The sequence below is a fragment of the Streptomyces sp. NPDC101151 genome (genome assembly GCF_044768335.1).
Classification (GTDB): Bacteria; Actinomycetota; Actinomycetes; order Streptomycetales; family Streptomycetaceae; genus Streptomyces.
In genome coordinates this window covers 442,145-468,082 of sequence record NZ_JBIWPP010000002.1, presented here as the reverse complement: position 1 = coordinate 468,082, position 25,938 = coordinate 442,145, and the positions used below count along the sequence as shown (strand labels likewise).

Annotated in this window: 24 protein-coding genes; 8 read left to right on the top strand and 16 right to left on the bottom strand. The window is 73.1% G+C overall.

What is annotated here, in order from left to right; translation table 11 throughout:
• Positions 1–89 precede the first annotated feature (89 nt).
• The 4 genes from ACIRU3_RS05190 to ACIRU3_RS05175 form a co-directional block, all read right to left on the bottom strand.
• Positions 90–1,841: a TIGR03767 family metallophosphoesterase gene (locus ACIRU3_RS05190; protein ID WP_404051553.1), complete on the bottom strand. Its 1,752-nt coding sequence runs from the start codon at positions 1,839–1,841 to the stop codon at positions 90–92.
• Positions 1,842–2,040: 199 nt separating this feature from the next.
• A complete protein-coding gene (locus ACIRU3_RS05185) occupies positions 2,041–2,592 on the bottom strand; it encodes an NUDIX hydrolase (protein WP_404051550.1) in 552 nt (183 codons plus the stop codon).
• A 9-nt stretch (positions 2,593–2,601) separates the two neighbouring features.
• The gene (locus ACIRU3_RS05180) at positions 2,602–3,489 is read right to left on the bottom strand and encodes a pyridoxamine 5'-phosphate oxidase family protein (RefSeq protein ID WP_404051547.1); all 888 of its coding nucleotides are present in this window, start codon (positions 3,487–3,489) and stop codon (positions 2,602–2,604) included.
• Positions 3,490–3,491: 2 nt separating this feature from the next.
• Positions 3,492–3,956 (bottom strand): VOC family protein, encoded by a 465-nt coding sequence (locus ACIRU3_RS05175; RefSeq protein WP_404051545.1) that lies wholly within the window; start codon positions 3,954–3,956, stop codon positions 3,492–3,494.
• Positions 3,957–4,066: 110 nt separating this feature from the next.
• Between ACIRU3_RS05175 and ACIRU3_RS05170 the strand changes: the two genes are divergently transcribed.
• Entirely contained in the window at positions 4,067–4,609 is a 543-nt protein-coding gene (locus ACIRU3_RS05170) for a CGNR zinc finger domain-containing protein (protein WP_404051542.1), read from the top strand.
• 157 nt (positions 4,610–4,766) lie between these two features.
• Positions 4,767–8,078, top strand: coding sequence for a S8 family serine peptidase (locus tag ACIRU3_RS05165; protein ID WP_404051540.1), 3,312 nt, complete (start codon positions 4,767–4,769; stop codon positions 8,076–8,078).
• Positions 8,079–8,137: 59 nt separating this feature from the next.
• Here ACIRU3_RS05165 and ACIRU3_RS05160 read toward each other — a convergent pair whose 3' ends face one another.
• Entirely contained in the window at positions 8,138–9,022 is an 885-nt protein-coding gene (locus ACIRU3_RS05160) for a hypothetical protein (RefSeq protein ID WP_404051538.1), read from the bottom strand.
• Between the two features lies 1 nt (position 9,023).
• Positions 9,024–9,578, bottom strand: coding sequence for a sigma-70 family RNA polymerase sigma factor (locus ACIRU3_RS05155; RefSeq protein ID WP_404051893.1), 555 nt, complete (start codon positions 9,576–9,578; stop codon positions 9,024–9,026).
• A 344-nt stretch (positions 9,579–9,922) separates the two neighbouring features.
• Between ACIRU3_RS05155 and ACIRU3_RS05150 the strand changes: the two genes are divergently transcribed.
• Together ACIRU3_RS05150 and pepN are read left to right on the top strand one after the other, a co-directional pair.
• Positions 9,923–10,951 carry an aspartate-semialdehyde dehydrogenase gene (locus tag ACIRU3_RS05150; protein ID WP_404051535.1) on the top strand — a complete coding sequence of 343 codons (1,029 nt, stop codon included), beginning with the start codon at positions 9,923–9,925 and terminating at the stop codon, positions 10,949–10,951.
• Positions 10,952–11,122: 171 nt separating this feature from the next.
• Complete coding sequence (pepN, locus tag ACIRU3_RS05145; RefSeq protein ID WP_404051533.1) at positions 11,123–13,693, top strand: aminopeptidase N; 2,571 nt, start codon at positions 11,123–11,125, stop codon at positions 13,691–13,693.
• 75 nt (positions 13,694–13,768) lie between these two features.
• On the opposite strand, the gene ACIRU3_RS05140 is transcribed toward pepN, so the two are convergent.
• Positions 13,769–15,016, bottom strand: coding sequence for a M14 family zinc carboxypeptidase (locus tag ACIRU3_RS05140; protein ID WP_404051531.1), 1,248 nt, complete (start codon positions 15,014–15,016; stop codon positions 13,769–13,771).
• Positions 15,017–15,236: 220 nt separating this feature from the next.
• On the opposite strand from ACIRU3_RS05140, the gene ACIRU3_RS05135 reads away from it, so the two are divergent.
• The gene (locus ACIRU3_RS05135) at positions 15,237–15,713 is read left to right on the top strand and encodes a DUF1203 domain-containing protein (RefSeq protein WP_404051527.1); all 477 of its coding nucleotides are present in this window, start codon (positions 15,237–15,239) and stop codon (positions 15,711–15,713) included.
• 10 nt (positions 15,714–15,723) lie between these two features.
• On the opposite strand, the gene ACIRU3_RS05130 is transcribed toward ACIRU3_RS05135, so the two are convergent.
• Positions 15,724–16,629, bottom strand: a complete 906-nt coding sequence (locus ACIRU3_RS05130; protein ID WP_404051525.1) for a LysR family transcriptional regulator — start codon at positions 16,627–16,629, stop codon at positions 15,724–15,726.
• Positions 16,611–16,808 (bottom strand): hypothetical protein, encoded by a 198-nt coding sequence (locus ACIRU3_RS05125; RefSeq protein WP_404051522.1) that lies wholly within the window; start codon positions 16,806–16,808, stop codon positions 16,611–16,613. Before ACIRU3_RS05125 ends, ACIRU3_RS05130 begins: the two co-directional genes overlap by 19 nt.
• Before the next feature lie 22 nt (positions 16,809–16,830).
• Here ACIRU3_RS05125 and ACIRU3_RS05120 point away from each other — a divergent pair, with 22 nt between their 5' ends.
• Positions 16,831–17,007, top strand: coding sequence for a hypothetical protein (locus ACIRU3_RS05120; protein WP_404051519.1), 177 nt, complete (start codon positions 16,831–16,833; stop codon positions 17,005–17,007).
• Here ACIRU3_RS05120 and ACIRU3_RS05115 read toward each other — a convergent pair.
• The 3 genes from ACIRU3_RS05115 to ACIRU3_RS05105 all read right to left on the bottom strand — a co-directional run bounded on the left by ACIRU3_RS05115 (position 16,979) and on the right by ACIRU3_RS05105 (position 20,226).
• Complete coding sequence (locus tag ACIRU3_RS05115) at positions 16,979–17,899, bottom strand: DMT family transporter (protein WP_404051516.1); 921 nt, start codon at positions 17,897–17,899, stop codon at positions 16,979–16,981. The two genes, ACIRU3_RS05120 and ACIRU3_RS05115, sit on opposite strands and share 29 nt — an antisense overlap.
• A gap of 35 nt (positions 17,900–17,934) precedes the next feature.
• Positions 17,935–18,864 carry an EamA family transporter gene (locus ACIRU3_RS05110; protein ID WP_404051514.1) on the bottom strand — a complete coding sequence of 310 codons (930 nt, stop codon included), beginning with the start codon at positions 18,862–18,864 and terminating at the stop codon, positions 17,935–17,937.
• 66 nt (positions 18,865–18,930) lie between these two features.
• Positions 18,931–20,226, bottom strand: coding sequence for an MFS transporter (locus ACIRU3_RS05105; protein WP_404051512.1), 1,296 nt, complete (start codon positions 20,224–20,226; stop codon positions 18,931–18,933).
• 107 nt (positions 20,227–20,333) lie between these two features.
• Between ACIRU3_RS05105 and ACIRU3_RS05100 the strand changes: the two genes are divergently transcribed.
• Entirely contained in the window at positions 20,334–20,858 is a 525-nt protein-coding gene (locus tag ACIRU3_RS05100; RefSeq protein ID WP_404051510.1) for a MarR family winged helix-turn-helix transcriptional regulator, read from the top strand.
• Here the strand turns inward: ACIRU3_RS05100 and ACIRU3_RS05095 are convergent.
• Positions 20,855–22,363, bottom strand: coding sequence for an FAD-dependent monooxygenase (locus tag ACIRU3_RS05095; RefSeq protein WP_404051508.1), 1,509 nt, complete (start codon positions 22,361–22,363; stop codon positions 20,855–20,857). The two genes, ACIRU3_RS05100 and ACIRU3_RS05095, sit on opposite strands and share 4 nt — an antisense overlap.
• A gap of 130 nt (positions 22,364–22,493) precedes the next feature.
• Between ACIRU3_RS05095 and ACIRU3_RS05090 the strand changes: the two genes are divergently transcribed.
• Positions 22,494–23,105, top strand: coding sequence for a TetR family transcriptional regulator (locus ACIRU3_RS05090; RefSeq protein ID WP_404051506.1), 612 nt, complete (start codon positions 22,494–22,496; stop codon positions 23,103–23,105).
• Between the two features lie 131 nt (positions 23,106–23,236).
• Here the strand turns inward: ACIRU3_RS05090 and ACIRU3_RS05085 are convergent, their stop codons facing one another.
• Genes ACIRU3_RS05085 through ACIRU3_RS05075 form a run of 3 tightly spaced genes read right to left on the bottom strand, consistent with a single transcriptional unit; the run spans position 23,237 to position 25,901 of the window.
• The gene (locus ACIRU3_RS05085) at positions 23,237–23,503 is read right to left on the bottom strand and encodes a hypothetical protein (RefSeq protein ID WP_404051504.1); all 267 of its coding nucleotides are present in this window, start codon (positions 23,501–23,503) and stop codon (positions 23,237–23,239) included.
• A gap of 52 nt (positions 23,504–23,555) precedes the next feature.
• Entirely contained in the window at positions 23,556–25,655 is a 2,100-nt protein-coding gene (malQ, locus tag ACIRU3_RS05080) for a 4-alpha-glucanotransferase (protein ID WP_404051502.1), read from the bottom strand.
• Positions 25,656–25,901, bottom strand: a complete 246-nt coding sequence (locus ACIRU3_RS05075) for a hypothetical protein (protein ID WP_404051501.1) — start codon at positions 25,899–25,901, stop codon at positions 25,656–25,658.
• Positions 25,902–25,938: the final 37 nt, after the last annotated feature.

Genomic DNA, 25,938 nt, shown 5'->3' with positions numbered 1-25,938 from the left:
TTCCCCCAACTGTGCTGTCGGTTCGGTCGGGGGAAGGGACCGGTGGTGGTGTGCGAAGGTTGCCCGACTGTAGGCCGGTTGAGTGACTTTCAGCCCTTCTTGAGCACCAGTTCGGTATTCCGGTCGGCCGCGCTGCCCGCGAGGGTCTTGTTGGCGCCGGGGGCGTTGTAGGACAGCTCGCGGTAGAGGGCGGCCAGGCCGGTCTGGGAGAGATCGGCGTAGTCGGTGCGGTGCGGGGCGGCGGACTCGATGAGGGTGGTGAAGAGGGAGATCGTGCCGTCCTTGTTGTCCGCCAGCTCGATGACCCGGGCGAGCTGGGGGTAGTCGACGTGCGAGGCGGTGGAGATCTCCCAGAAGGAGCGGCCGCCGGAGGCCTTGTGCGGGGTGATGACGTTCTTGTGGATGTGGCCGTTCACCCAGGCGAGCACGTTGGTGTGGGAGGCGAGGACCGAGATCACCTCGGCGCCGTTGTGGCGGCGCTCCCCCGGGTGGGCCGGGTCGGGGCGGGTGTTGGTCATGGTCTTGCTGGTGTGGTGGCTGAAGACGACGGCGTAGGAGTCCTTGTTGTCCTTGAGCGTCTTGTCCAGCCACTTCAGCTGGGCCGTGCCGAGGGAGCCCTCGTAGTGGCCGCCGGCGTCGGTGGTGTCGAGGCTGATGCCGATGACGTCCTCGGAGATGCGGAAGGCGTAGTACTGCGTGCCCGCGTCCAGGTTCGCCGAGGAGTAGCCGTGGCCGGCCGGGCCGTGGCCCTGGTGGGCGGGGTCCAGGTGGGCCTTCAGATAGTCGGCGGAGGTGTACGGCGCCCGATTCTGGTCCGGGGTGACCGACCGCATGGAGCGGGCGTGGGCCTTGAGGAAGTCGCGGTAGCCGACGCCCTTGGGGTCCGTGGCCTTCTTGATGGCGCCCTGGAGCTTCTTGGCGTCGGCGGCGGAGACGCTCATCAGCTTCTTGCCGCCGATGGCCGCCTCGGCGAGGTAGGGGTCGCCGTGGGAGCCGTAGCAGCCGAGCGGGAGGGAGTCGTGGTTGCCGACGGTGGAGTACCAGGGCAGGTTGAGCCCGGGGCTGCGCACCTCGCGGATCGCGGCGGCCAGGAAGCCCTTCAGGTACGGGAAGCCGAGCGCCTTGTCGCCGTCGCGGGTGGTGGAGCCGGGCTGCCAGTACTGCTTGAGGCCGCTGTTCTGCACGCCCTCGTAGTGCCGGGGGTCACCGGAGTTGGGGGTGATGCGGCCGCCGCTCATCACCTTCATGAACCACTCCAGTTCGGAGTGGGCGTTGTTGTCGGTGTTGTCGCCGGTGGTCATGACGAAGTGGAGCGGAGCGCCGGTGACGGGGGCGCCCCGCAGCGCGTTCACCCGTTCGACGAGCGAGACGGCGCCGGGCACGGTCAGCGCCTCGTGCGGGCGCCAGGCGTGCGGGTCGGTGGAACGCAGGAACTCAAGGCGCAGGGGGTGCTGAACATCCATCAGGTGCAGGTCGGTGAACTGCACGAACGCCGCGAGGGTGGTACGGCGGCCCGCACGCCCGGACTTGGGGGTGGCCAGGTCGCTGCGCACGACCCGCTTCCAGCCGGGACCGTCGCCGAGGCGCCGGTAGCCGGAGCTGTTGCGGGGAGCGGCGACGGAGGCGAGGGTGGTGCCCTTGGTGTAGGGGGCGAGCGGGGCCTTGGCCGAGACCTTCCGGGAGGCGACCACGGGGGCCTCGGAAGCGGCGGCGGCCTGGCTCTCGGTGGGACGAAGGGCGTAGCCGACGCCCGCGGAGAGCGAGACCGCTCCGGCGGCGGCGAGGACAGTACGGCGGTGGACCCCCAGTGCGGAGGCGGCGACAGAGCGTATGCGCGACATGGCGCGATCTCCCCGAGTGCGAACGCGTCGGCTGTGGTCGCGGGCCGTCGCAGGCGCGAACGCCCCGCTCGCTCTGGATGGTTGGCACTGGGGATGACCTGCGCGTGAACGCGGCGGCAACGCGCAACGCCGATCACCGTACGTGGATCTCGGGTGGGTGGTGCGGTCATGGAGTGGATTGCGGATGGCCGGAGGCCGGTTACTCCTCGTTCATCTGCCGGGGTAGGGGACCGTCCTCGGACCCGTCGGCGGGGCTCGTCCCGGGCCCGGCCCCGGCGGCCTTCTCCGCCCGCCCGGCCGGCTTCTCCGCCCGCCCGGCGGCCGGCCGCTCGCGCCACAGGCGCAGCGCCACGTCGATGAGGCCCACCCGGTTGAGGCCGGGTACGGCGTCCAGGTCCTGCCAGGCGGCGAAGTCGGTGGAGCCGCCGACCTCGTGGCGGAGTTCGCCGCCGGCGATCTCGCCCTCGTAGAGGATCCGCACGCCGTGGTGGTCGGTGAGCCGTCGCGGCCGTCCGCTGCGGAAGACGTGGCGGGAGGAGTCCACACCGAGGAGGCCGGTCACCTCGATGCGGTAGCCGGTCTCCTCGGTCACCTCACGGCGGACGGTGTCGTACGGGTCCTCGCCGTGCTCCATGCCACCGCCAGGCAGCACCCACTCGGGGGTGCCGTCGGGGCTCGGCGAGCGGGCGAGCAGGATCTGTCCGTCGCGGACGCACACGGCGTAGGCCGCCACCCTCAACTTCCGTCGCATGGACGGACGTTAGCGGGTGCGCTCCGGGTTGGCGGGCGAATATTCCGGCGCGGCCCAGCGCAGGGGCAGGGCGGCGGGCGTTTCCACGGCCTCCGTGACGAGGAAGCGGACGGTCCGTTCGCCGCCGGCCGTGAACTCGGTGTGCGCCTCGCCGGTGAGCTGGAGAGTGGTGCCGGTCGTCCAGTCCAGCAGGAGGAGTCCGGCGCGCGGGTCGGCGCGCAGGTTGCCGAGGGTGAGGAACATGGCGTTGCCGGTGTAGTCGGGCCAGCTCAGTTCGTGCGGGGACATGACCCGGACGAATCCGGGGTTGCCGCCCCGGTGGCTGACGTCTGCGCCGCCGGCGTGCACGGTGGCCAGGAAGAAGGTGTCGGCCGCCGTGATGAACCCCGCCTGTCCGGCCTCCAGCCGGGCCAGCCGGCGGGGCGTGCCCGGCTCGCGGTCCGGGACCCGCTCGAACGACTCCCGGCGCTGGATGTACTTCGGGCAGTTGGAGAACACCTGGTCGGCCTCGACCGCGAAGCCCCGGGCCGTGGGCCGCAGCCGGCCGTTGAGGCGCATCCGGCGGCGGGTGCGCGGGTCGAGGGCGAGGGTGCCCACGGGGGTGCCCGGTGCGGTCACGGCCGTGGCGAGCGGGTCGGCCGGGGGCGGCCCTCCCACGACGGACATCTGCCGGGGCCCGGTGGCCCGGACGAAACCGGGAGCGCCCGCGACCGGCGAGGCCCACACCCGGCCCGTACGGGGGTCGGCCGCGCCTACGACCAGCAGGGGCTGGATGCCCAGGAAGGCCGCCGCGACCGGCTTGATGTCCTGCCCGAGGGAGCGGCCCACGTGGTCGGCGCGGTCACGGACGCCGGCCAGGTCCTGCACGGCGCGCGAACCGGCGTGATACACGCTCATGGCTAGAAGAAACCGCAGGTGGGAGCCGAGGAGTGCGGGGCGGGGGCGCCCTCGGCGCCGTGCGGCACGGAGATCTCCAGACGGGTGCCGTCCGGGTCGTGGAAGAAGATCCCGCCCGAGGCCGATCCCTCCCGATGGGCCACCAGGCCCTCGTGGGCGAACTCCACCCCGGCGGCCCTGAGCGCCGTCTCGTACTCCCGGACCCGCTCCGCCGAGTCGGCCGTGAAGGCCAGATGGTGCAGTCCGGCCCGGCCTGCGTCGTACGACCCCTGCGCCTGCTGCCAGAGGGTGAGGACGGGCCCGCCGTCGCCGTCGCCGTCGCCGTCGCCGTCGCCCAGGAACGCGTACCTGCGGTCGTCCTCCTTGCCCTCGGCGAGCAGGGCGAAGCCCAGGACGTCCCGGTAGAAGGCGAGCGAACGGTCGAGGTCGGTGACGTTCAGGCCGGTGTGGCCGGTGCGCAAGGTCATGGCTCTCCCCTTCGAGCTGTCTAACCGTCGTTTCTTAGACTAGAAGGTTAGATGCAGAGACGTCAACCGGTCACGTACTCTTGAGCGGTTAGCCGAGAAGGAGTACCCCGATGTCCACCAGCCGCGATCCCCGCCCGCTCACCGGCGAGCCCCTCGCGCTCGACCTGCTCAACACCAGGTGGAACAGGGAGGGCGTCACCCAGGACCTGCTCGCCGACACCGGGGGACTCGCGGTGTGGCTCGCGAGCAACGGGCTCGACGCCGCCCACCCGGCCGGCGCGGACGCACTGCGTCATCTGCTGCTGGCCCGGGAGGCACTGCAGACCACGGTGGACGGGTCACTGGCACAGGGGGCGCCGCTCGTCGACGCCGTACTCGCGCACGGGCGCATCAGGGCCCGGCTGACCGAGGAGGGTGCGGCCGAGGAACCCGAGTTCGCCGACCCGTCCTGGGGTCCGGCCTGGCTGGCCGCCCGGAACTATCTCGAACTGCTGGCGCAGGCCCCGGACCGGATCCGCAGCTGCGCCCATGACACCTGTGTCCTGCACTTCTTCGACACGTCCAGGAACGGCACCCGCCGCTGGTGCTCGATGGCCGCGTGCGGCAACCGGGCGAAGGCGTCCCGCCATTACGCCCGCTCGAAGGAAATCTGAGCAAATACGGGACTATCGGCGCTCTATCCGGTCAAATCCCATCGCGGGTTTTCCCCATACATCCATATCGATTAGGTCAACGGTCCCCAAATTTCTGTCCCTTGGGTAAAGCTGTGCCCTCGTCCGGCACTGGACTCTTTACCTACAAGGGATGCCGATGACCCACACCCCCGAGCGCGATCCCATACCCGGCCACAGACGCCTGGCCCGCATAGCCGTGGCCGTGGGCGTGGTGGCCGCTCTCTCCGCGACCGGGCCGATACCCATGGCCCTCGCCACGGACGTGCCGCCCGCCACGGCCGCCGACCCCGGCGTCAAGTCCGCCCACGACAAGCTCGGTTCGGACGACGCCGACCTGCTCGCCGAGGCCAAGACGGACGGCGACAAGAACGTCACGATGATGATCGCGACCACGCCCGGGAAGACCGAGCAGGTCGCCCAGGAGCTGGACGCGGTCAAGGGCGGCTCGGTGGGCCGCACCTACGACAAGCTCGGCTACGTCCGCGCCACCGTCCCGACGGTGAAGGCGGACTCGGCGATCGCGGCCGCCGCGAAGCTGTCCTCGGTGCAGGCGATCGACCTCAGGCAGGAGATCCCGCTCGACGACCCCACCCCGAGCGCGGACACCGCGCGGGGTGCCGGGTCCAAGGCGTCGGCGGGCACGTACTCGGCGCCGGACAGGAAGACCCCGGCGGAGAACCCGTACAACCCGTCCTTCGAGACCGGCGCCGTCGACTTCGTCGACGAGCACCCGAAGGCGGACGGCCGGGGCGTCACCATCGGCATCCTCGACTCCGGCGTCGACCTCGGCCACCCGGCGCTGCAGAAGACCAGCACCGGCGAGCGGAAGATCGTCGACTGGGTGACCGCGACCGACCCGATCGTGGACAGCGACGGCACCTGGCGCCGGATGACCAATCCGGTCAGCGGCCCCTCGTTCAGCTTCGGCGGCGCGACCTGGAAGGCGCCCGAAGGCAGCTACCAGGTCAACCTGTTCCGCGAGTCCGCGACGGCCGGCGGCGATGCCAAGGGCGACGCCAACCGGGACGGCGACACCACCGACGCCTGGGGCATCCTCTACGACCCGGCCGCCGGCACCGTCCGCGTCGACCTGAACAACAACTTCGACTTCACCGACGACACGCCGATGAAGCCGTACAAGGACGGCTTCCAGGTCGGCTACTTCGGCACCGACGACCCGTCGACCGACGTCGTCGAGCGGCAGCCGTTCGTCGTCCAGGTCCGCAAGGACGTCCCGACCGACCCGTACGGCGGCGACTGGGTCGGCAAGAAGGCCGACTTCGTCAACATCGGCGTCATCGAGTCCGAGCACGGCACCCACGTGGCCGGCATCACCGCCGCCAACGGCCTGTTCGGCGGCAGGATGAACGGCGCGGCCCCGGGCGCGAAGATCGTCTCCTCCCGTGCCTGCACCTGGACGGGCGGCTGCACCAACGTCGCCCTCACCGAGGGCATGATCGACCTGGTCGCCAACCGGGGCGTCGACATCGTCAACATGTCGATCGGCGGCCTGCCGGCGCTGAACGACGGCAACAACGCGCGCGCCGAGATGTACACGCGCCTCATCGACACCTACGGCGTCCAGCTCGTCATCTCCGCGGGCAACTCCGGTCCCGGCGCCAACACCATCGGCGACCCGGGCCTGGCGGACAAGGTGATCTCGGTCGGCGCGGGCATCTCCAAGCAGACCTGGGCCGCCAACTACGGCTCGCAGGTGGAGACGAAGTACGCGATGATGCCGTTCTCCTCGCGCGGTCCGCGTGAGGACGGCGGCTTCACGCCGACCCTGGTCGCGCCCGGTGCCGCGATCAACACCACCCAGACCTGGCTGCCGGGCTCCCCGGTCGCCGAGGCGGGCTACTCGCTGCCGGCCGGCTACTCGATGCTGCAGGGCACCTCGATGGCGTCCCCGCAGGCCACGGGCGCGAGCGCGCTGCTGCTGAGCGCCGCGAAGCAGAAGGGCATCGACCTGACGCCCGCCACCCTGCGCACGGCGCTGACCTCGACCGCCGACCACATCAAGGATGCGCAGGCCTACGAGGAGGGTGCGGGCCGCATCAACATCGTGGACGCCTGGGACGCAATCAGGGACGACGCCACCTCCCACGACTACACCGTCAAGGCCCCGGTCGACACCGCGATCGACTACGCCCTGAAGACCCCCGGCTTCGGTACCGGTCTCTACGACCGCGAGGGCGGTCTGAAGGCCGGCCAGAAGAAGACGTACGACGTCACCATCACCCGTACCTCGGGCCCGGACAAGGCCGTCCGGCACGAGCTGCACTTCGAGAACAACGCCGGTGGCACCTTCCGGATCCTCGGCGACGACGTGGTGAAGCTGCCGCTGAACCAGCCGGTGACGGTCAAGGTCCAGGCGGCCCCGAGGTCGGCGGGCCTCAAGAGCGCGATCCTGGAGGTCGACGACCCGAGGACGGAGGGGATCGACAAGCAGATCCTCACCACCGTCGTGGTCTCCGCCCCGGTGAAGTTCACCTACTCCACGGCGGGCTCGGTCCAGCGCAACACCACCCGGTCCTACTTCCTGACCGTGCCCGAGGGCGCCAAGTCGCTGGAGGTCGCGATCGGCGGGCTGAAGGACAAGAGCCAGACCCGGTTCATCGCGATCCACCCGTACGGCACTCCGGTCGACAACACCGGCACCCCGTACTGCTACAACAACTACCTGGACGGCAACGGCTGCAAGCCGGACGTGCGCGCCTACGCCGACCCGCAGCCCGGCGTCTGGGAGGTCGAGGTCGAGGCCCGGCGCACCTCGCCGCTGCTCGACAACCCGTACACGCTGGACGTCTCCGTCCTCGGCGCGGCCTTCGACCCGGAGACCGTGACCGTGCCCGAGGCCAAGGTCGGCACCCCGGCCACCGCCTCCTGGAAGGTGACCAACAAGTACGCGGCCCTCGACGGCAAGCTGGTGGGCGGCCCGCTCGGCTCCTCCAAGACGGCCCGCCCGTCGATCAAGGAGGGCGAGACGCAGACCACCACGGTGGACGTCCCGGCCGGTGCGAAGTCCCTGGACGTCGCCATCGGAGGCGTCTCGGACGCGGCCGCCGACCTGGACCTGACCGTGTACGACGCGAGCGGCAACCAGGTCGCGCAGTCCGCGGACGGCGACTCGGAGGAGGCGGTCTCCGTCCCGTCCCCGGCCGCCGGCACGTACACCATCAAGGTCGTGGGCTACTCGGTGCCCTCCGGCACCACCGACTACGCCTACCGGGACGTGTTCTTCTCGGCCACGCTCGGCACCGTCACGGTCGACGGCTCGGCCCCGGTCAAGCTCGGCACGGGTGACTCGGCCACGGTGACCGGCCAGGTCACGGCCGCCGCCGAGGCCCCCGCGGGCCGCGCGTTCTTCGGCCAGGTCCAGCTGGTCAACGCCCGGGGCACGGTCGCGGGCACCGGCAACGTGAACATCGAGAAGGTCACGCCGTAACGGGGTGACCCGAGGTGAGGGGCGGGTGGCCGGTCCGGCACCCGCCCCTCTGCCGTCGGTCAGCCCGGTTTCCCGGACGGGCACGTGGTGTGCCGGGACTCGGGCAGGGCCCGGGTGATCCAGGCGCGGTCGGCGGCCACACGGGCGTCGCCCACGGCCCACAGGCTCGCGGCGTTGCGGCCCACGTCGACCCCGACGAGCACGTGCTGTCCCTTGCGCGGGGCCGGGTCGGCTCCGTCGTCGAGCAGGAAGGTGGCCTCGGCCGGGCCGTCGGCCGGCTTGTAGGAGCGGGTCACGGTCAGCACGATCCGGGTCCACGGGGTCTGCGGCTGCGGATCCACCGCGGCCACCGTGCCCTCCGCGACCAGCCGGTAGCAGGCCAGGGCCCGCGCCGGGTCGGAGGGCCGCCCGCCCTCGTCGGGGTAGCCGGACGAGGCGCCGGCCTCTTTCTTCGCGTCGGCGCTGGCCCCGCTCGCCGAGTCGGCCGCCCCCGAGGAGTGCAGCACGGCCCAGCCGAGCCCGGCGACCATGCCGAAGGCGGCCGCTCCGGCGAGCGCGCCGAGCGCGACGCGCAGCGCCCGGCGCGGGCCGGACGGGCGGCCCGGGCGCGGGGGGCGGGCCGGGCGTGCGGGCCCCGCGGGACGCGTGGCGCTGCTGGGACGTTTCCCCGGCTGTGCGGTCCGCGCAGCCGCGGGAGCGTGCGCGGACGCGGCCTCCTCGGGTGCCGGCTCCTCACTCGCGTCGTCCCCGGTCAGCGCCTCCGCGAGCCAGGTCAGCTGTTCCTTCAGCATCGCCACGTCGACCTCGGCCGACCGGTGTTCGGTCAGGAAGGCGGCGTCTTCGCGGGCTTCCTCCGGCAGGGGTTCGCCCGTGATCGCGGCCATGAGCGCGTCCATGCCGGCGTACTCGCCCGCGCCTGCCGCGCCCTCGTGTTCGGCGGTCACGTCACACCACCTCGTCGTCGTGCAGCCGCTCGCGCAGGGCGCGGACCGCCGTGTGCAGCCTGCTCTTGACCGTGCCCTCGGGGACGCCCAGTTCCTCGGCGATCCCACGCACCGGCAGGTCGGCGAAGAACCGCAGGATCAGGACCTGCCGCTGGGCGTCGGGCAGGTCGTCCAGCCCCCGGGCGACGGCGAGGGAGAGCAGGCTGGTCTCCTCGCCTGACGGGTGGGCGGGCTCGCGCAGCGCGGCCAGCCGCTCCCCCAGCCGCTCCTGGCGCCGCTTGGCCCGGTGCCAGTCCATGGCGAGGTTGGAGGCGACCACGGCGGCCCAGGCCGACACGTCCCGCGGTGCCTCGCGGCCGCTCGCGGCCCGTTCCAGCAGCCGCAGGCGGACCTGCTGCACCCCGTCCGGCAGGTCGGCCTGCGGCACCCCGCCGAGCGCGAGCACAGCCCGCACCCGGCGTTCCTGAGCCGCGTCCAGTGGATCGTCGTCGCTGCGGCCGGCACGGTCCGCACCGGCGTACGCCCCCTGGTCGCGGCGCGCCCCTCCGCGCAGCACAAGCCACCCCCTCACGCGTTTTGCCCCTACGACGCCCAAGGGGGCGGAAACGTTCGGCCGGATCCGCCGGACCTGTGGAGGCGTACGTCACACCGCCGTGTGCCCGGGGCCCGGCCGGGCAGGGGCGGCACAGCACAGCTTCCGGCGCGGGGTCCCCACCGAGGGAATATCTGCAGCTCAGCGGGGTGTACGACGGAGGTACGGAACCGTCGGCCGGGTGATCGTGTCCCAATCCTCGGGCACGTCCCGCAAAGAATTGGACAGGTGGACCGGGGTCGGCCGCATGATGGAAATGCCCCGGTCATGCAGAGGCAAGCAGCAAGAGACACGTAGAGGGAGTCGCCGTGAGGGTCGGAATCGTCGGAGCCACCGGTCAGGTCGGCACGGTCATGCGCAGGATCCTCGTGGAGCGGAACTTCCCGGCCACCGAGCTGCGCCTGTTCGCCTCGGCCCGCTCGGCCGGGACCGTGCTGGACGGCGTGACGGTGGAGGACGCGGCGACCGCCGACTACACCGGCCTCGACATCGTGCTCTTCTCCGCGGGCGGCGCGACCTCGCGGGCGCTGGCCGAGAAGGTCGCCTCCCAGGGCGCCGTGGTGATCGACAACTCCTCGGCCTGGCGGAAGGACCCCGAGGTCCCACTGGTGGTCTCCGAGGTGAACCCGCACGCGATCGTCGACCGCCCCAAGGGCATCATCGCCAACCCGAACTGCACCACGATGGCCGCGATGCCGGTCCTGAAGCCGCTGCATGCGGAGGCCGGCCTCGAGGCGCTGATCGTGGCGACCTACCAGGCGGTGTCCGGCTCCGGTCTCGCGGGCGTGGCCGAGCTGCACAACCAGGTGCAGAAGGTGGCCGCCGACGCGGACAGGCTGACCCACGACGGCGAGGCGGTCGACTTCCCCGAACCGCAGGTCTACAAGCGCTCCATCGCCTTCAACGTGCTCCCGTTGGCGGGCTCGATCGTCGACGACGGTCTGAACGAGACCGACGAGGAGCAGAAGCTGCGCAACGAGTCCCGCAAGATCCTGGAGATCCCGGGCCTGAAGGTGTCCGGCACCTGTGTGCGCGTCCCGGTCTTCTCCGGTCACTCCCTCCAGGTCAACGCCCGCTTCGCCCGCCCGCTCCCCCCCGAGCGCGCGACCGAGCTGCTCGCCGGCGCCCCGGGCGTCGTGCTGTCCGACATCCCGACCCCGCTGCAGGCGGCCGGCAAGGACCCGTCGTTCGTCGGCCGCATCCGCCGCGACGAGACGGTGGACAACGGCCTGGCCCTGTTCATCTCCAACGACAACCTCCGCAAGGGCGCCGCGCTGAACGCGGTGCAGATCGCGGAGCTGGTGGCGGCGGAGCTGTCCGCAAAGGCCGCGAAGTAGGACACCGGCCGCACGAGAAGCAGGACACCGGCTGCCCGAAGGGCGGTCACCTCCGGGTGGCCGCCCTTCCGCATGCCGCCGCGAGGGCGACCGTGGCAGCCGGGAACATCGCCTTTCCCGCAGGTCCCATGGAAGGATGGCGCAACCCACACATAACGAGGAGATGACCGCGTGCCTGGCACAAACCTGACTCGCGAAGAGGCGCAGCAGCGGGCGAAGCTGCTCACCGTTGACTCGTACGAGATCGATCTCGACCTCTCCGGCGCGCAGGAGGGCGGTACCTACAGGTCCGTGACCACGGTGCGCTTCGACGTCGCCGACCAAGGCACGACGTCCTTCATCGACCTGGTGGCGCCGGCCGTTCACGAGGTGACGCTCAACGGGGACGCGCTGGACCCCGCCGAGGTCTTCGAGGACTCGCGGATCGCGCTGCCCGGACTGCTGGAGGGACGCAACGTCCTGCGGGTCGTCGCCGACTGCGCCTACACCAACACCGGCGAGGGCCTGCACCGCTTCGTCGACCCGGTCGACGAGCAGGCCTACCTCTACACCCAGTTCGAGGTGCCGGACGCCCGCCGGGTCTTCGCGTCGTTCGAGCAGCCGGACCTGAAGGCGACGTTCCAGTTCACGGTGAAGGCTCCCGAGGGCTGGACGGTCATCTCCAACTCGCCGACGCCGGAGCCCAAGGACAACGTCTGGTCCTTCGAGCCGACGCCGCGGATCTCGTCGTACATCACCGCGCTGATCGTCGGTCCGTACCACTCCGTGCACAGCGTGTACGAGAAGGACGGGCAGAGCGTGCCGCTCGGCATCTACTGCCGTCCCTCGCTCGCCGAGTTCCTGGACTCGGACGCGATCTTCGAGGTCACCCGGCAGGGCTTCGACTGGTTCCAGGAGAAGTTCGACTACGCGTACCCGTTCGCGAAGTACGACCAGCTCTTCGTGCCCGAGTTCAACGCGGGCGCGATGGAGAACGCGGGCGCGGTGACCATCCGCGACCAGTACGTCTTCCGGTCCAAGGTGACCGACGCGGCGTACGAGGTGCGCGCGGAGACGATCCTGCACGAGCTGGCCCACATGTGGTTCGGCGACCTGGTCACCATGGAGTGGTGGAACGACCTGTGGCTGAACGAGTCGTTCGCCACCTACACCTCCATCGCCTGCCAGGCCTCCGCGCCCGGCTCGAAGTGGCCGCACTCGTGGACCACGTTCGCCAACTCGATGAAGACCTGGGCGTACCGGCAGGACCAGCTGCCGTCCACGCACCCGATCATGGCCGACATCCGTGACCTGGACGACGTGCTCGTCAACTTCGACGGCATCACGTACGCCAAGGGCGCGAGCGTGCTGAAGCAGCTCGTCGCGTACGTCGGCGAGGACGAGTTCTTCACGGGCGTGCAGGCCTACTTCAAGCGGCACGCGTTCGGCAACACGCGTCTGTCCGACCTGCTGGGCGCCCTGGAGGAGACCTCCGGACGCGACCTGAAGACGTGGTCGAAGAAGTGGCTGGAGACGGCCGGCATCAACATCCTGCGGCCCGAGATCGCCACCGACGGCGAGGGAGTCGTCACCTCCTTCGCCGTGCGCCAGGAGGCCCCGGCCCTGCCCGCCGGCGCCAAGGGCGAGCCGACCCTGCGCCCGCACCGGATCGCGATCGGCCTGTACGACCTCGACGAGCCGACCGGCAAGCTGGTGCGCTCCGACCGGATCGAGCTGGACGTCGACGGCGAGCTGACCGCGGTGCCGCAGCTGCACGGCCGGCGCCGGCCCGCGGTGATCCTGCTCAACGACGACGACCTGTCGTACGCCAAGGTCCGCCTCGACGAGGAGTCGCTGCGGGTCGTCACCGAGCACCTCGGCGACTTCGCGGCGTCCCTGCCGCGTGCCCTGTGCTGGGCGTCGGCCTGGGACATGACCCGCGACGGCGAGCTGGCCGCCCGTGACTACCTGGCGCTGGTGCTGTCCGGTGTCGGCAAGGAGTCCGACATCGGCGTGGTGCAGTCGCTGCAGCGGCAGGTGAAGCTGGCGATCGACCTGTACGCCGACCCGGCCGCCCGCGAGGCCCTGCTGACCCGCTGGACGGACGCCACGCTGGCCCACCTGCGGGCCGCAGAGCCGGGCGGCGACCACCAGCTGGCCTGGGCGCGCGCCTTCGCGGCGACGGCCCGGACGCCGGAGCAGCTGGACCTGCTGGAGGCCCTGCTGGACGGCTCGCAGACGATCGAGGGCCTGGTCGTCGACACGGAGCTGCGCTGGGCGTTCGTGCAACGGCTCGCGGCGGTCGGCCGTTTCGACGAGGCGGAGATCGCGGGCGAGTACGAGCGGGACAGGACGGCCGCCGGTGAACGCCACGCGGCCACCGCCCGGGCCGCCCGCCCGACGCCGGAGGCCAAGGCGGAGGCGTGGGCGTCGGTCATCGAGTCCGACAAGCTGCCGAACGCCGTGCAGGAGGCCGTGATCGGCGGCTTCGTCCAGACCGACCAGCGGGAGCTGCTGGCGCCGTACACGGACAAGTACTTCGAGGTCCTCAAGGAGGTCTGGGACTCCCGTTCGCACGAGATCGCCCAGCAGATCGCGATCGGCCTGTTCCCGGGGATCCAGGTCTCCGAGGAGACCCTGACCCGGACGGACACCTGGCTGGCCGCGGCCGAGCCGGGCGCGGCCCTGCGCCGGCTGGTCTCGGAGTCCCGCTCGGGCGTCGAGCGGGCCCTGCGGGCCCAGGCGGTGGACGCGGCGGCGTAGACGCCGTACTCGTCGCGGTCGTCCGTGCGGCGACGGGGGCGCCCGGTGTGACACCGGGCGCCCTTTTCCCTGGGCTCAGCCTGCCTCCGCACACACCCTGCGGGCGATGTCCAGCATGGTCCGCACATGCAGTCCGGTCTGCGCGGAGACCGGTATCCAGCGCAGTTCGTACGCCTTGTCGAGTTCCCGGCACCACTCGCGCACCAGGTCGGTGAGGGCGCAGGCGGTCTCCGGGGCGGTGCGGGCCAGGGACCGGCGCAGCATGGCCGCCGCGCGCAGCGGGAGACGGCGGGCGGCGACACCGAGGGTGGCGAAGTGGCCCCGGGAGCCGGTGCGTTCCTCGGCGGTCCAGGCGGCGGCGAGCGCCGGTGCCACGTCGAGCAGTTCCCGGGCGGCGGTGTACAGCGGCAGCAGGCCCTCGGGTACGCCGGCGGCCGGCCCCTCCCCCAACAGCTCACTGATCTCCCAGGTCCGGCCCAGCAGCAGCTCGCCCACCTGTGCGACCTCCCGTTCGGGGTCATGTGCCGGCCGGGGGTCGCTCACCGCCGGGGCGGCCCAGGCGGGCGCCTCGACCAGGGCGGTCAGGGTGCCGTACCGCCGGGGATACAGCCAGGTGCTCTCGGCGACGAAGCCGCTCGGGTCGCGTTCGCTTCCGGTGCACTCGTCCGGGAGCCGCAGGACACCGGGCGGGTCGGGGTGCCAGTCGGGGCCGTCGCACGGGTGGTCGTCCAGCGGGATGCCCAGGCGTGCGGCCGTCTCCCGGAAGGCGCGCGCGGCACCGGCCGGCTGTCTCGTCTGCATCGTGAAGGCGCCGCCGAACTCGATGCCGTGCAGCGTGAACTGTGCCACGGGCCGCAGCGTGTCGAGCAGCCGCACGAGCGCCGCCGACTCGGGCATCGGCCGCCGTCCCGTGCCGGGGGCGGGCGGCGACTCGGGCTGGCAGGCGAACGCGGGCCGGTAGAAGTGCCGGTGGCACTCCTCCAGCGAGAGGGCCGGCTCCTCGGGCTGCCAGCCGTGCGCGAGGCGGGCGCCGTCCGGGTCGAGACACAGCAGGAAGTGCCAGGTGCAGCCGAACGACGCGAGGCCGTCCGGCCGGCCCGCGAAGAGCCCGGCGAGCCGGAGCGCGGAGGCCCCGCCCACCGGCTCGTTGGCGTGCGCACCGGCGACGGTGAGGATCTGCCGCTCCCCGTGCCCGGCGGACAGCAGCCACAGCGGCCGGCCGGCCCTGCTCTCGCCGACGGCCCGCAGCCGCAGCATCCCGGGCGCCACCGCGACCAGCGCCCGGGCACGCCGCTCCAGTTCCTCGACGCCTGGATAGCCCATGTCAACTCCACTTCCGTTCCTGGATGTCGAGCGTCTCCATGGGAGCGTCGGGAGTAGACCCCGTCAAGAGTGACCCACGAGTCACGTCACCCCGGGAACATCCCGGGCGCCACCGGTCACGGTGCGGGCGCCGACGATCCCTCCGTACCGCGCCGGTCGCGGCCAGAGCGGTGTCCGGATCCCGCCGGTGCGCGGCCCGGTGGCGCAGCACGCTGGCTCCATGACCACCTACACGGCACGACCGCTGACACCCACGATCCTCAGGGAACTGCGCGCCATTGACGACGCGGGCCGCCCGATGTCCGCCTTCACGGACGAGGAGGGCGGCGCACCGCTGCGCTGCTGTCTGCGCCGCAGCACACCCGGCGAGCGGATCGCCCTGGTCTCGTACGCGCCCCTGCGCCGCTGGGCGGCCGAGACGGGCGCCGACCCGGGCGCCTACGACGAGCAGGGCCCCGTCTTCGTCCACGCCGACGAGTGCCCCGGACCGGACACCGACGCCCTGCCCTTCGCCAACGCGCACCGCACGGTCCGCCGTTACTCCGCCGACGGGCGCATCCTGGGCGGCCGGCTGGTCGAGGACCCGGCCGCGTTCGGGACGGCCTTCGCCGAGGCCTTCGCCGACCCCGAGGTGGCCCTCGTGCAGGTGCGGGCGGTGGAGTACGGGTGCTTCCTGTACGAGGTGCGGCGCCCCTAGTTCCGCCCGGTCAGCCCGCCAGGCCGTGCGCCGCCTCCCGCAGGGCCCGGAGCACCTTGTCCACGGCCGCGCCCGCCTCCGCCCCCTTCCGCACCGCCGCCACCACATGGCGCACCGGCCGGTCCGCGCCCAGCTCCCGCAGCACCACGCCCTCGCGCCGGCCCGCCGCCGTCCGGGGCACCAGGGCGACGCCCATCCCCGCCCCCACCATGGCCAGGATCGCGGTCCAGCCGGAGGCCGAATGGCCCTGATGGGGGCTGAAGCCGGCGGCCTCGCAGGCACGGCGGGTGATGTCCGACCAGGGGTTGCTGCCGCCGAAGATCCAGGGCTCGGAGGCGAGATCGGCGAGGGTCAGCCCGGGGGCCGTGGCCAGGGGGTGGTCCGGCGGCAGGGCGACGTCCAGCGGGTCGGACAGCAGGGGGAGCCGGGTGAAGCGGGAGTCGGCCGCGCTCGGGGCCTCGGCGGCGAGGGAGAGGGCGAGGTCGACCTCCCCGGCGGCCAGCAGCTCGTAGGCCTCGGCGGCCTCGGCCTCCCGGGCGCGTACGGTCACTTGGGGATGAGAGGCCCGCAGCGCCCGTACGGCCGGTACGACGAGGGCGGGCACCGCCGTGGAGAAGGCGCCGACCCGCACCTCGCCGGCCTCGCCCTGCGCGTAGGCCGCGAGCGCCGCGTCCGCACGTTCCAGTTGTTCGAACACCGCCTCCGCGTGCCCGAGCACCAGCCGGGCCGCGTCGGTGAGCCGAACCCGGCGGCCCTGGGCCTCCAGCAGGGGCACGCCGAGCTGCCGGGCCAGGTTGGTGAGCTGCTGGGAGACCGCGGAGGGGGTCATGTGCAGGGCCTCGGCCGTCGCGGTGACGGTGCCCCGCTCGCGCAGGGTGCGCAGGATCTGCAGCTTCCTCAGGTCCCACTCGGCCATACCGGCACGGTACACGCCGGCCTCCGGCACCTTCGGTCCGCCCGCGTCCCGGCCTCCGGTGCCACCGGGTCGACCGTGCTCCGGTCCTCCTCGCCGCGGCCCTCGGTGAGCGCGGCGGAGAAGAGGGAGAGGACACCGTCGAGGGGCGGGTGCCGGTCCTGTCCGGCCTCGTCGGCCATGCGGGTCGCGTAGGGGAGGTCCTTGTGGGCCCGTTCGGCGGAGAAGCCGACCGGCGCGGGCGGGGTCGGACAGCTGTCCACCGACGGGCACCGGCTGATCGTGTACCAGGCCGAGCCGGGCAGCCCCGGCCACGACGCGATGGTGCTGCTCGGCATGGCGGACCCGGCCGTCACCGACGGGATCCCGCGCCGAGCATGACCCCGCCCAGGATCAGCGCCATGCACAGGAGTTGCGGCCCGCCGGTGCTCTCGCCGAGCAGCGCCCAGGAGAGCGCGGCCACGCACACGGGCTGGAGGTAGTACACGATGCCCGAGCGGGTGGCGCCGATCAGGGTGATGGCCCTGCCCCAGGCGAAGAAGGCGACCGCGGAGGAGGCCACGCCGACGTACAGCAGGGGCAGGACGGTGCCGGGTGTCGGGGTGAAGCCGCCCTGGACGGCGAGGCTGGCCGCCTGGACGGGCAGCAGCAGGACCGTGCCGACCAGGAACGTGGTGAACAGGAAGGCGATGCCGTCCAGTTCGGCGGGCCTGCGCCGGAGGAGGGCGCTGTAGGCCGCGAAGGAGCAGGACGCGGCGATCATCCACAGGTCGCCGGCGCCGAAGCCGGCCCCGCCGCCCATGAGCAGCACCACGCCCGCGCAGGCCGTCAGCAGTCCGGCGGTCCGCCGCGCTCCGAGGCGTACGCCGCCCAGCCGTTCGAACGCGGCCATCAGGACCGGTGAGGCGGCCATGATCATGCCCATGGTGGCGGCCGGGGTGGTCAGGCCCGCCTGGTTGACGAGGGTGTTGTAGACGGCGACGCCGAGCAGGGAGGCCGACAGGACGTAGCGGCCGTGCCGCCGGATCAGGGCCCGCTGCCGCCAGGCCCGGCGGGCCCCGAAGGGTGCCACGGCCACCAGGGCGATGACCCAGCGCCAGAAGGCGTGCTGGATCGGCGGGACGCTGTCGTGCAGCGCGCGGGAGGTGACGAAGCTGCCGGACCAGACGACCGTGGCGAGCGCGGCCAGGGCCACACCGAGCAGAGAGGCGGCCTTGCGGGGGCGAGCGGTGCGGGCGGTGCGGGCGGTGGTCCGGTGCAGGACGGCGGCCACGGGGGTCCTTTCGCTGAACGGTGGCGGGTGTGCGCCTACCGTCGCAGCGCCGAATCTGTCAGGTCCATCGAATCTTTTCGAGTGGTCTTTTCAGCAGAACTGAACGATGGGCGCCCTCCCGCGCCCAGCTGCCCGGCCAGCGTCGCCCCGAGCGCCAGTGCCATGCCCGCCGCCTGCACCGGCGTGAGCGCCTGCCCGAGGGCCGCCCAGCCCACCACGGCTGCGGTCAGCGGGGAGAGCGGGCCGAGGAAGCCGACCTGGGTGGCGCCGAGCCGGCCGATGCCGCTGAACCAGAGCCAGTAGGCGACCGCCGTGTTCGCCAGCGCGAGGTAGAGGTAGCCGCCGGCCGCACGGCCGTCGAGCGCGGGCGGGGCGCCCTCGACCAGGACGGCGACCGGCGCGATGAGCAGGCCGCCGGCGGTCAGCTGCCAGCCGGTGAGCGCCAGCGGGCCGACGCCGTCCGGGCGGCCCCACCGCTTGGTCAGCACCGTCCCGGCGGCCATCGAGGCGGTGGAGGCGAGGGCGGCGAGCACCCCGACGGCGTCGAGGGCACCGGCCCCCTTGAGTACGACGAGGCTCACCCCGAACGCGGCCACGACCCCGGTGGCCAGGGTGCGCGCGGTCGGCCGCTGCCCGAGCAGCGGCGCCGACAGGCTCACGACGAACAGCGGTCCGACCGAGCCGACGACGGCGGCCATGCCGCCCGGCAGCCGGTACGCCGAGACGAACAGCAGCGGGAAGAAGGCGCCGATGTTCAGCGCGCCCAGCGCGGCCGCCTTCGCCCACCAGGCACCGCGCGGCAGCACCCGGGTGAGGGCGAGCAGCAGCAGTCCGGCGGGCAGGGCGCGCAGCAGGGCGGTGAACAGGGGGCGGTCCGGCGGCAGGAACTCGGTGGTGACGGCGTAGGTGGTACCCCAGGAGACGGGGGCGAGGGCGGTGAGCAGGACGGTCACGGGGCGTTTCATGGCCCGGTCCCTTCGGCTTGTCGGCTTGGCGGCCTCTCGGCCGCCCTGCATCGGAGGTGTCGCGGGTTACGCCGTCACGGGCGAGCGGGGCGGCGCGTCGGCGCCGCGGATCACGGTCACCGGCAGGGGCCGTACCGCCTCCGCCGGCAGTCGGCGCTCCACCCGGATCAGCAGGGCGGCGGCCACCGCCGAGGTGAGGACGAGGACGGCCCACGGCGCCCGGCCGTCCAGCGCGAGCAGGGCCGTGAACAGGGACGGCGCCACCGCCTTCGCCAGCGACCAGGACATCTGGTAGGCCGCCAGGCACCGTCCGCGCACCGCCTCGGGCGCCGCCTCGACGGCGAGCACCTGGGCGGCGGGGCTGTGGATCAGCTCGCCGAGGGTGTAGACGACGACCACGGCGCCCAGGGCGACACCCAGGACCGTGCCCGAGCCGGGCCGCAGGGTGCCGAGCACGATCTGCGCGGCGAACGCGGTCGCGAACAGGGCCCCGCCCAGCGCCGCCGCCCGGGTGCGCCGGGCGCCGGCCCGCCGGACCCGCGCGCCGACGAAGACGCCGGCCGCCGCGCACAGCGCGGTGTTGACGGTGAACGCGGCACCGGTGAGCACCGTGGGCCCGTGCAGCCACTCCACGACGAACAGCGGGAAGAGGACCGAGAGGGCCGAATAGCTCAGCGCGTTCAGGAAGTTGGCGCCGGTGACGACCAGGAAGGGCCGGTCGGCGAGGACGAGCCGGTAACCGGCGCCCGCCCGCCCCGGGACCGTGGCTCCACCGCCCGCGCGCACCGGCTTCAGCGGGCGCAGCAGCAGCGCCGCCAGCGCGAAGGAGAGGGCGTTGCCCCAGGCCGCATATGTGTAACCGGTGCTGCCCGCGAGGGTGATGACCAGCGTGGCCAGCAGCGCGCCCGCGCCGTTGCCGGCGTTCTGCAGCGCGCGCGTCGACGCCTGCAGCCGGTCCCGCCCCGATCCGTGCGCCACCTCGCCGATCAGGGACTGCTGTGCGGCGGGGAAGGCACGGTCGGCGGCCGCGGTGACCAGGGCCACGGCCGCGAAGGCGGCGAGGGAGTGGGCGAAGGGGTAGAGGACGAAGCCGACGACGCGGACGCCGTACAGCGCGTACTGCACCCGCTTCGCGCCGTACCGGTCCACCGCCGTCCCGGCGAGGGGCAGCGCGCCGATGCCGGCCAGTCCGGTGGCCGTGAGCACGGCGCCCACGACCGTGAAGGACAGCCCGGTGACGCAGTGGAAGAACACCAGCGTGAACGGGACGTACATGCCGGTGCCGACGCCGTTGACCAAGGCGGCGACGGGCAGGGCCCACTCCCCCGGGATCCGCTCGCCGTGCCCGCTCTTCCTCTTCACGTTGCCGCCCCCTCCGAAATGACTTGATGGAAAGTAGCTTAGCGCCAAGCAACTTTCCGTCAAGCTACTTTCTTGCGGCTGACCGTCCGGAGGGCGATACTCGGCGCATGAGTGCAGGCCGGCAGCAACACGGGGATCCCGTCGACGCGATCATCGACCAGTGGGCGGCCGTACGGCCCGACCTCGACACGAAGGCGATGGAGGTCTTCGGGCGGATCTACCGCCTCTCCCGCACCATGGGCGACCGTATGGAGCGCGCCTACGCCCCCTACGGCATCTCACGCGGCGAGTTCGACGTGCTGGCCACCCTGCGCCGCTCCGGCGAGCCGTACACCCTCTCCCCGCGCCGGCTCTCGGGGACGCTGATGCTCACCACCGGCGGGATGACCGGCCGCCTCGACAAGCTGGAACGGGCCGGCCTGCTGCGCCGCTCCCCCGACCCCCACGACCGCCGCGCCCTCCAGGTGACACTGACCGACAAGGGGCTGGACGTCATCGACCAGGCGGTCGGCGCGGGCCTCGCCGTCCAGACGGCGGCCCTGTCGCCCCTGGACGACGAACAGGCCGGCCAACTGGCCGGCCTGCTGCGGGATTTGCTCGCCGGGACCCAGGAGCCGGGGCACCAGGCCTAGGACACGACGGCGGCCGGGCGGCGGCCGCCGACGTGCACGGTCAGCGCCGCCTCGGTCCGTGCCGCGTCCGTGGAGTCCGCCGCCCAGGCCACATGGCCGTCGGGGCGCACCAGCACGGTCGTGCGACGGTCGCTCGCCCAGCGCGCCACGGTCAGCCGGTCCGCGCGCCCGCCGTCGTACGGCTCCGGGGTGATCAGTACGAACCGGCCGCCGCGCAGGGCCTCGTAGAGGCGGCCTCCGCCCGCCAGGGCCACGTCCGGGACCCGGGTGCCGGTCAGCCGGTGGGCGCCGCGGGGCGCGGGGTAGCGGTAGCCGATGCCGGTGACCTGGCCCGTGACCTTGCGGCGGGCCGGGCCCACCGTGTCGAGGAAGGTGGTGAGGGCGGCGCGGGCCACCAGTGTCCAGGGGCGCTTGGCCATGGCGAGGCGCACCATGCCGCCGCTGCTGCGCAGCACCGCCCTGCCGACCGGGTGCCGCTCGGCCTGGTAGCTGTCGAGCAGCTCCGGGTCCGCGTGACCGGCGACGACCGCGGCGAGCTTCCAGCTCAGGTTGGCCGCGTCCTGCAGCCCGGTGTTCATGCCCTGACCGCCGGCCGGGGTGTGCACGTGCGCGGCGTCCCCGGCGAGGAAGACCCGGCCGACCCGGTAGGCGGGCGCCTGACGCTCGTCGCTGTGGAAGCGGGACATCCAGCGGGCGTCGTGCATCCCGAAGTCGCGGCCGAGCGCGAGCCGGGTGATCTCCTTGACCTCGGCCAGGTCCAGCGGCTCGCTGTCCGGCACGTTGCGGCCGCGGTGCCAGCCGATCACCCGGTAGTAGCCGTCGCCGAACGGGGCGAGGAAGGCGAAGGCGTCGCCGACGGCGTTCACGGTGAGCAGGGTCGGGGGCTTCTCGGCGAGCAGGACGTCGGCCAGGACGACGGAACGGATCACCGACCTGCCCGGGAACGGCAGCCCGATCGCGTCCCGCACGGCGCTGCGCATGCCGTCGGTGCCTACGACGTACGCGGCCCGCAGGCTCTCCGTCCGGCCTCCGGGACCGCGGGTTTCCACCGTCACGCCGTCCGCGTCCTGGGTGAGTCCGGTCAGCTCGGTCTCGTGCCGGAAGTCGACGCCCGCCTCGACCGCCCGCCGCTCCAGCGCCTTCTCCACCTCGTACTGCGGAAGGACCAGCAGGTGGTTGAAGCGGGAGGGGAGGGTGCCGAGGTCGAGGGTGAGCCGCCCGAAGAGGCGCAGCCGGTCCAGGGGCTGACCGGCCGCCTCCAGCCCCTCGGCGAGGCCCCGGGCGTCGAGCTGTTCGAGGGTGCGGGCGTGCAGGACGAAGGCGCGGGAGAGGTTGCTGATCCCGTGGGGGCGCTTTTCGAGGACGGTGACCGGGATGCCGGCGGTGGCGAGATCGCCGGCGAGGAGGAGGCCGGTGGGGCCGGAGCCGACGACGAGGACGCGGGGCGTGGCGCCGTTGGTGCCGGTGATGCCTGCGGTACCGGTGGTTCCAGTGGTGCCGTTCATGAGTGGCCTCCTGGGTGCCAACACTTGTTGGTCAACATCTGTTGGTCAACGCTTGTTGGCAAACGTACAGCGGCCCCCCATTCGATGTCAACAGTTGTTGACCCACACATGTTGGCCTACGCTCGTTGGCATGACCGGCAGCACTGACAGCAAGAGCAGCATCACGAGCGACGGCGCCACCACGGCCCAGGCGCGCCGCTCCGACGCCACCCGCACCGCGATCCTCGCCGCCGCCCGCGAGCGCTTCGCCGCCGACGGCTACGAGCGGGCCACCATCCGCGCCATCGCCAAGGACGCGCGCATCGACCCGTCGATGGTGATGCGGTATTTCGGCAGCAAGGAGGGTCTGTTCGCGGCGGCCGTCGCGCTCGATCTGCGGCTGCCCGACCTGGGGCAGGTGCCGCGGGAGGAGGTCGGCCGGGCGCTGGTGACCCACTTCCTCGACCTGTGGGAGGAGAACGAGGAGCTGACGGCCGTGCTCCGGGTCGGCGCGACCAACCAGGCCGGGGCCGCGCGCATGCAGGACATCTTCCGGGACCAGTTGCTGCCGGTGACCCGGCAGGTGTGTCCCGACCCCGAGCAGGTGCCGACGCGGGCAGCGCTGTGCGCGGCGCAGCTGCTGGGGCTCGCGCTCACCCGCTATGTGCTGCGGCTGCCGCCGGCGGTGGCGCTGCCCCGCGAGGAGCTGGTGGCGTGGCTGGGGCCGACCGTGCAGCGGTATCTGACCGCGCCGAGCCCCTGAGCCCCGTCCGGAAAACGCCTGAGGGCCGCGCCCGGACAACACCGAGGGGCCCCGGCCCGGAAAACACCGAGGGCGCCGGCCCACCGCACAGGTGCGGTGGGACGGCGCCCTCGGCAGAGGTCAGGTTGCGCTCAGGCCTTCGCCCGGGCCTTCGCCTGGCCGGGCTTGATCACGCGGATCTTGGACTTGTCCAGGACCATCACCAGGCCCGCGATGACCACGAACAGGGCCAGCGGCAGCAGCACGAACAGACCCAGCGTCTGGACGACACTGAGGCCCTGGCCGGGGTCGTCGCCGTCGTCGCGGGCCAGCGCGAGCGCGGGGGACGACATGAGCAGCATCATCAGCGTCGTACCGGCAGCCAGGGCGCCGGCGCGCAGGGCGTTCTTCTTGTCCACGTTCCCCAAGTTAGCGAACGGTCGGAAGGGGCGCGCGCCCGGGGTGCCGTACTCAGTCACCGCGCGGGCCGAGGCGCTCACGCAGGACCGCCAGCAGCGCCCTCAGCCGTGGCGAGCCGGTCAGCTCCTCCAGGGTGACCGGCCTGCCCTCCGCGTCGGCGATCGGCAGCCGCCAGTTCGGGTACTGGTCCCACGTACCCGGCAGGTTCTGCGGGCGGCGGTCGCCGACGCCGTCCGGGAGCCAGACCCCGAGCAGGCGGGCCGGGGTGCGCAGCAGAAAGCGGTACACGCCCTGGATCTCCGCCTCCTCGTCGGATCCGGGTGGTCCGGCGGCCGGGCTGTCGAGCAGACCGAGGCTGCCCAGCAGGGCGAGCCACTCCGCGGTGTCCGCGATCGCCTCCGCGTGCTCCTCGGCGGCCGAGCGGGTCAGCAGGCCGAGGCGGTCGCGCAGGTCGACGTGTTCGCCGGCGAGCCGGGCCGCGGTGGGCGGCAGGTCGTGGGTGGTGGCGGTGGCCAGGCAGTCGGCCCGCCAGCGCTCGGGCGGCAGCGGGCGGCCGTCGCCCTCCCAGTCCCGTTCGAACCACAGCACGGAGGTGCCGAGCACCCCGTGCCGCTGCAACGTCTCGCGCACACCCGGTTCCACGGTGCCCAGATCCTCGCCGATCACCACGGTCCCGGCGCGGGAGGCCTCCAGGGCCAGCAGGGCGAGCATGGCGTCGGCGTCGTAGCGGACGTAGGTGCCCTCGGTGGGCGGGCAGCCCCGGGGCACCCACCACAGCCGGAACAGGCCCATCACGTGGTCGATGCGCAGGGCGCCGGCATGGCGGAAGAGGGCGCGCAGGAGATGGCGGTAGGGGGCGTGGCCGGAGGCGGCCAGGCGGTCGGGTCGCCAGGGCGGCAGACCCCAGTCCTGGCCGCGGGCGTTGAAGGCGTCGGGCGGGGCGCCGACCGACATGCCGGCGGCGAAGTGGTCCTGCTGGGCCCAGGCGTCCGCGCCGCCGGGATGCACGCCGACGGCGAGGTCGTGCACGATCCCGACGGGCATGCCGGCCTCCCGGGCCGCGTGCTGGGCGGCGCGGAGCTGGCCGTCGGTGAGCCAGGCGAGACGGGAGTGGAAGTCGACGCGGCAGGCCAGCTCGGCGCGGGCGCGGGCGGTCTCGGCGGAGCGCGGGTCGCGCAGCCCTTCCGGCCAGCCGGGCCAGTCGGAGCCGTGGGTCTCGGCGAGGGCGTACCAGGTGGCGTGGTCCTGGAGCGCCTGCCCCTCCTCGGCGCGGAAGGCGTCGTACGCGGCCCGTCGCTGCGGCTCGAGCGGGACCCGGAGGACCAGCTCCAGGGCCTCGCGCTTCAGCTCCCACACCGCGTCCCGGTCGATGAGGGCGCCCTTGTCGAGGACGTCGGCGCGCAGCCGCTCGGCGCGCTCCAGCAGCGCGCGGATCCGGGCGCGGTCCCGGGGGTCCTCGATGTGTGCGAACTCGGGGATCTGCTCGATCCGCAGGTGCACGGGGTCGGGGAAGCGGCGCGAGGACGGCCGGTACGGGGACGGGTCGGTCGGGGCACCGGGTACGGCCGAATGCAGCGGGTTGACCTGCACGAACCCGGCCCCGGCGGTGCGGCCGGCCCACTCTGCCAGCTGGGCGAGGTCGCCGAGGTCGCCCATGCCCCAGGAACGCCGGGAGAGCAGCGAGTAGAGCTGCACGAGCAGGCCGTACGTGCGGGTGGCGGGGGCGGGCAGCCGGTCCGGGGCGACGACGAGATGCGCGTGCCCGGTGCGGCCGTCGGGGGCGGTGGCGCCGACCCGGTGCACACCGGCGGGCAGCCCCTCGATTCCGTTGCGCTGCTCCCCTTGTTCGGTCTCGACGCACAGGCGGGTGCCGGGTGGCAGCGCGGCGAGGGCGGCGGGCGGCTCCTCGGTACCGGCCCACCGGACCACGGTCGGCGGCAGCAGCCGTTCGCGCAGCTCGCGCTCCCGCGCGGCGAGCGCGGTGCGGACGGCGTCCGGGGTGCCCGCGTCGACGTCGAGGGCGGCCAGGGCGGCGACAACGGCGGAGGCGGAGACGGCGACCGTGCGGTCCGGGGCGGGGCTGTAGGAGGTGGCGACCCCGTGCAGACCGGCGAGCCGGGACAGCTCCTCGTCCTCGTGCGCCGCGGCCATCTACAGCCCCGCGACGAAGGAGTCCGGGACCGGGTCGGACTCGCTGGTCAGCGGGGCGGCGTCGGCGAGCGGCGGCTCGCTGGTCAGGGGCTCGGCATCGGGCAGCGGCGGCTCGCTGGTCAGCGGCGCCTCCGCGCACGCGCTCTCCGCGCTGAAGACGCACACCTGCGTCTCGTGGGAATCGGCGGCGGGCTCCGCCACGGGTTTCCACTGGGCCGGGATCGGAAGATGAGCCGGTGCGGCCACGGGGGCCTCCTCGTCACTGGGTCGAATGCTGCGGCTT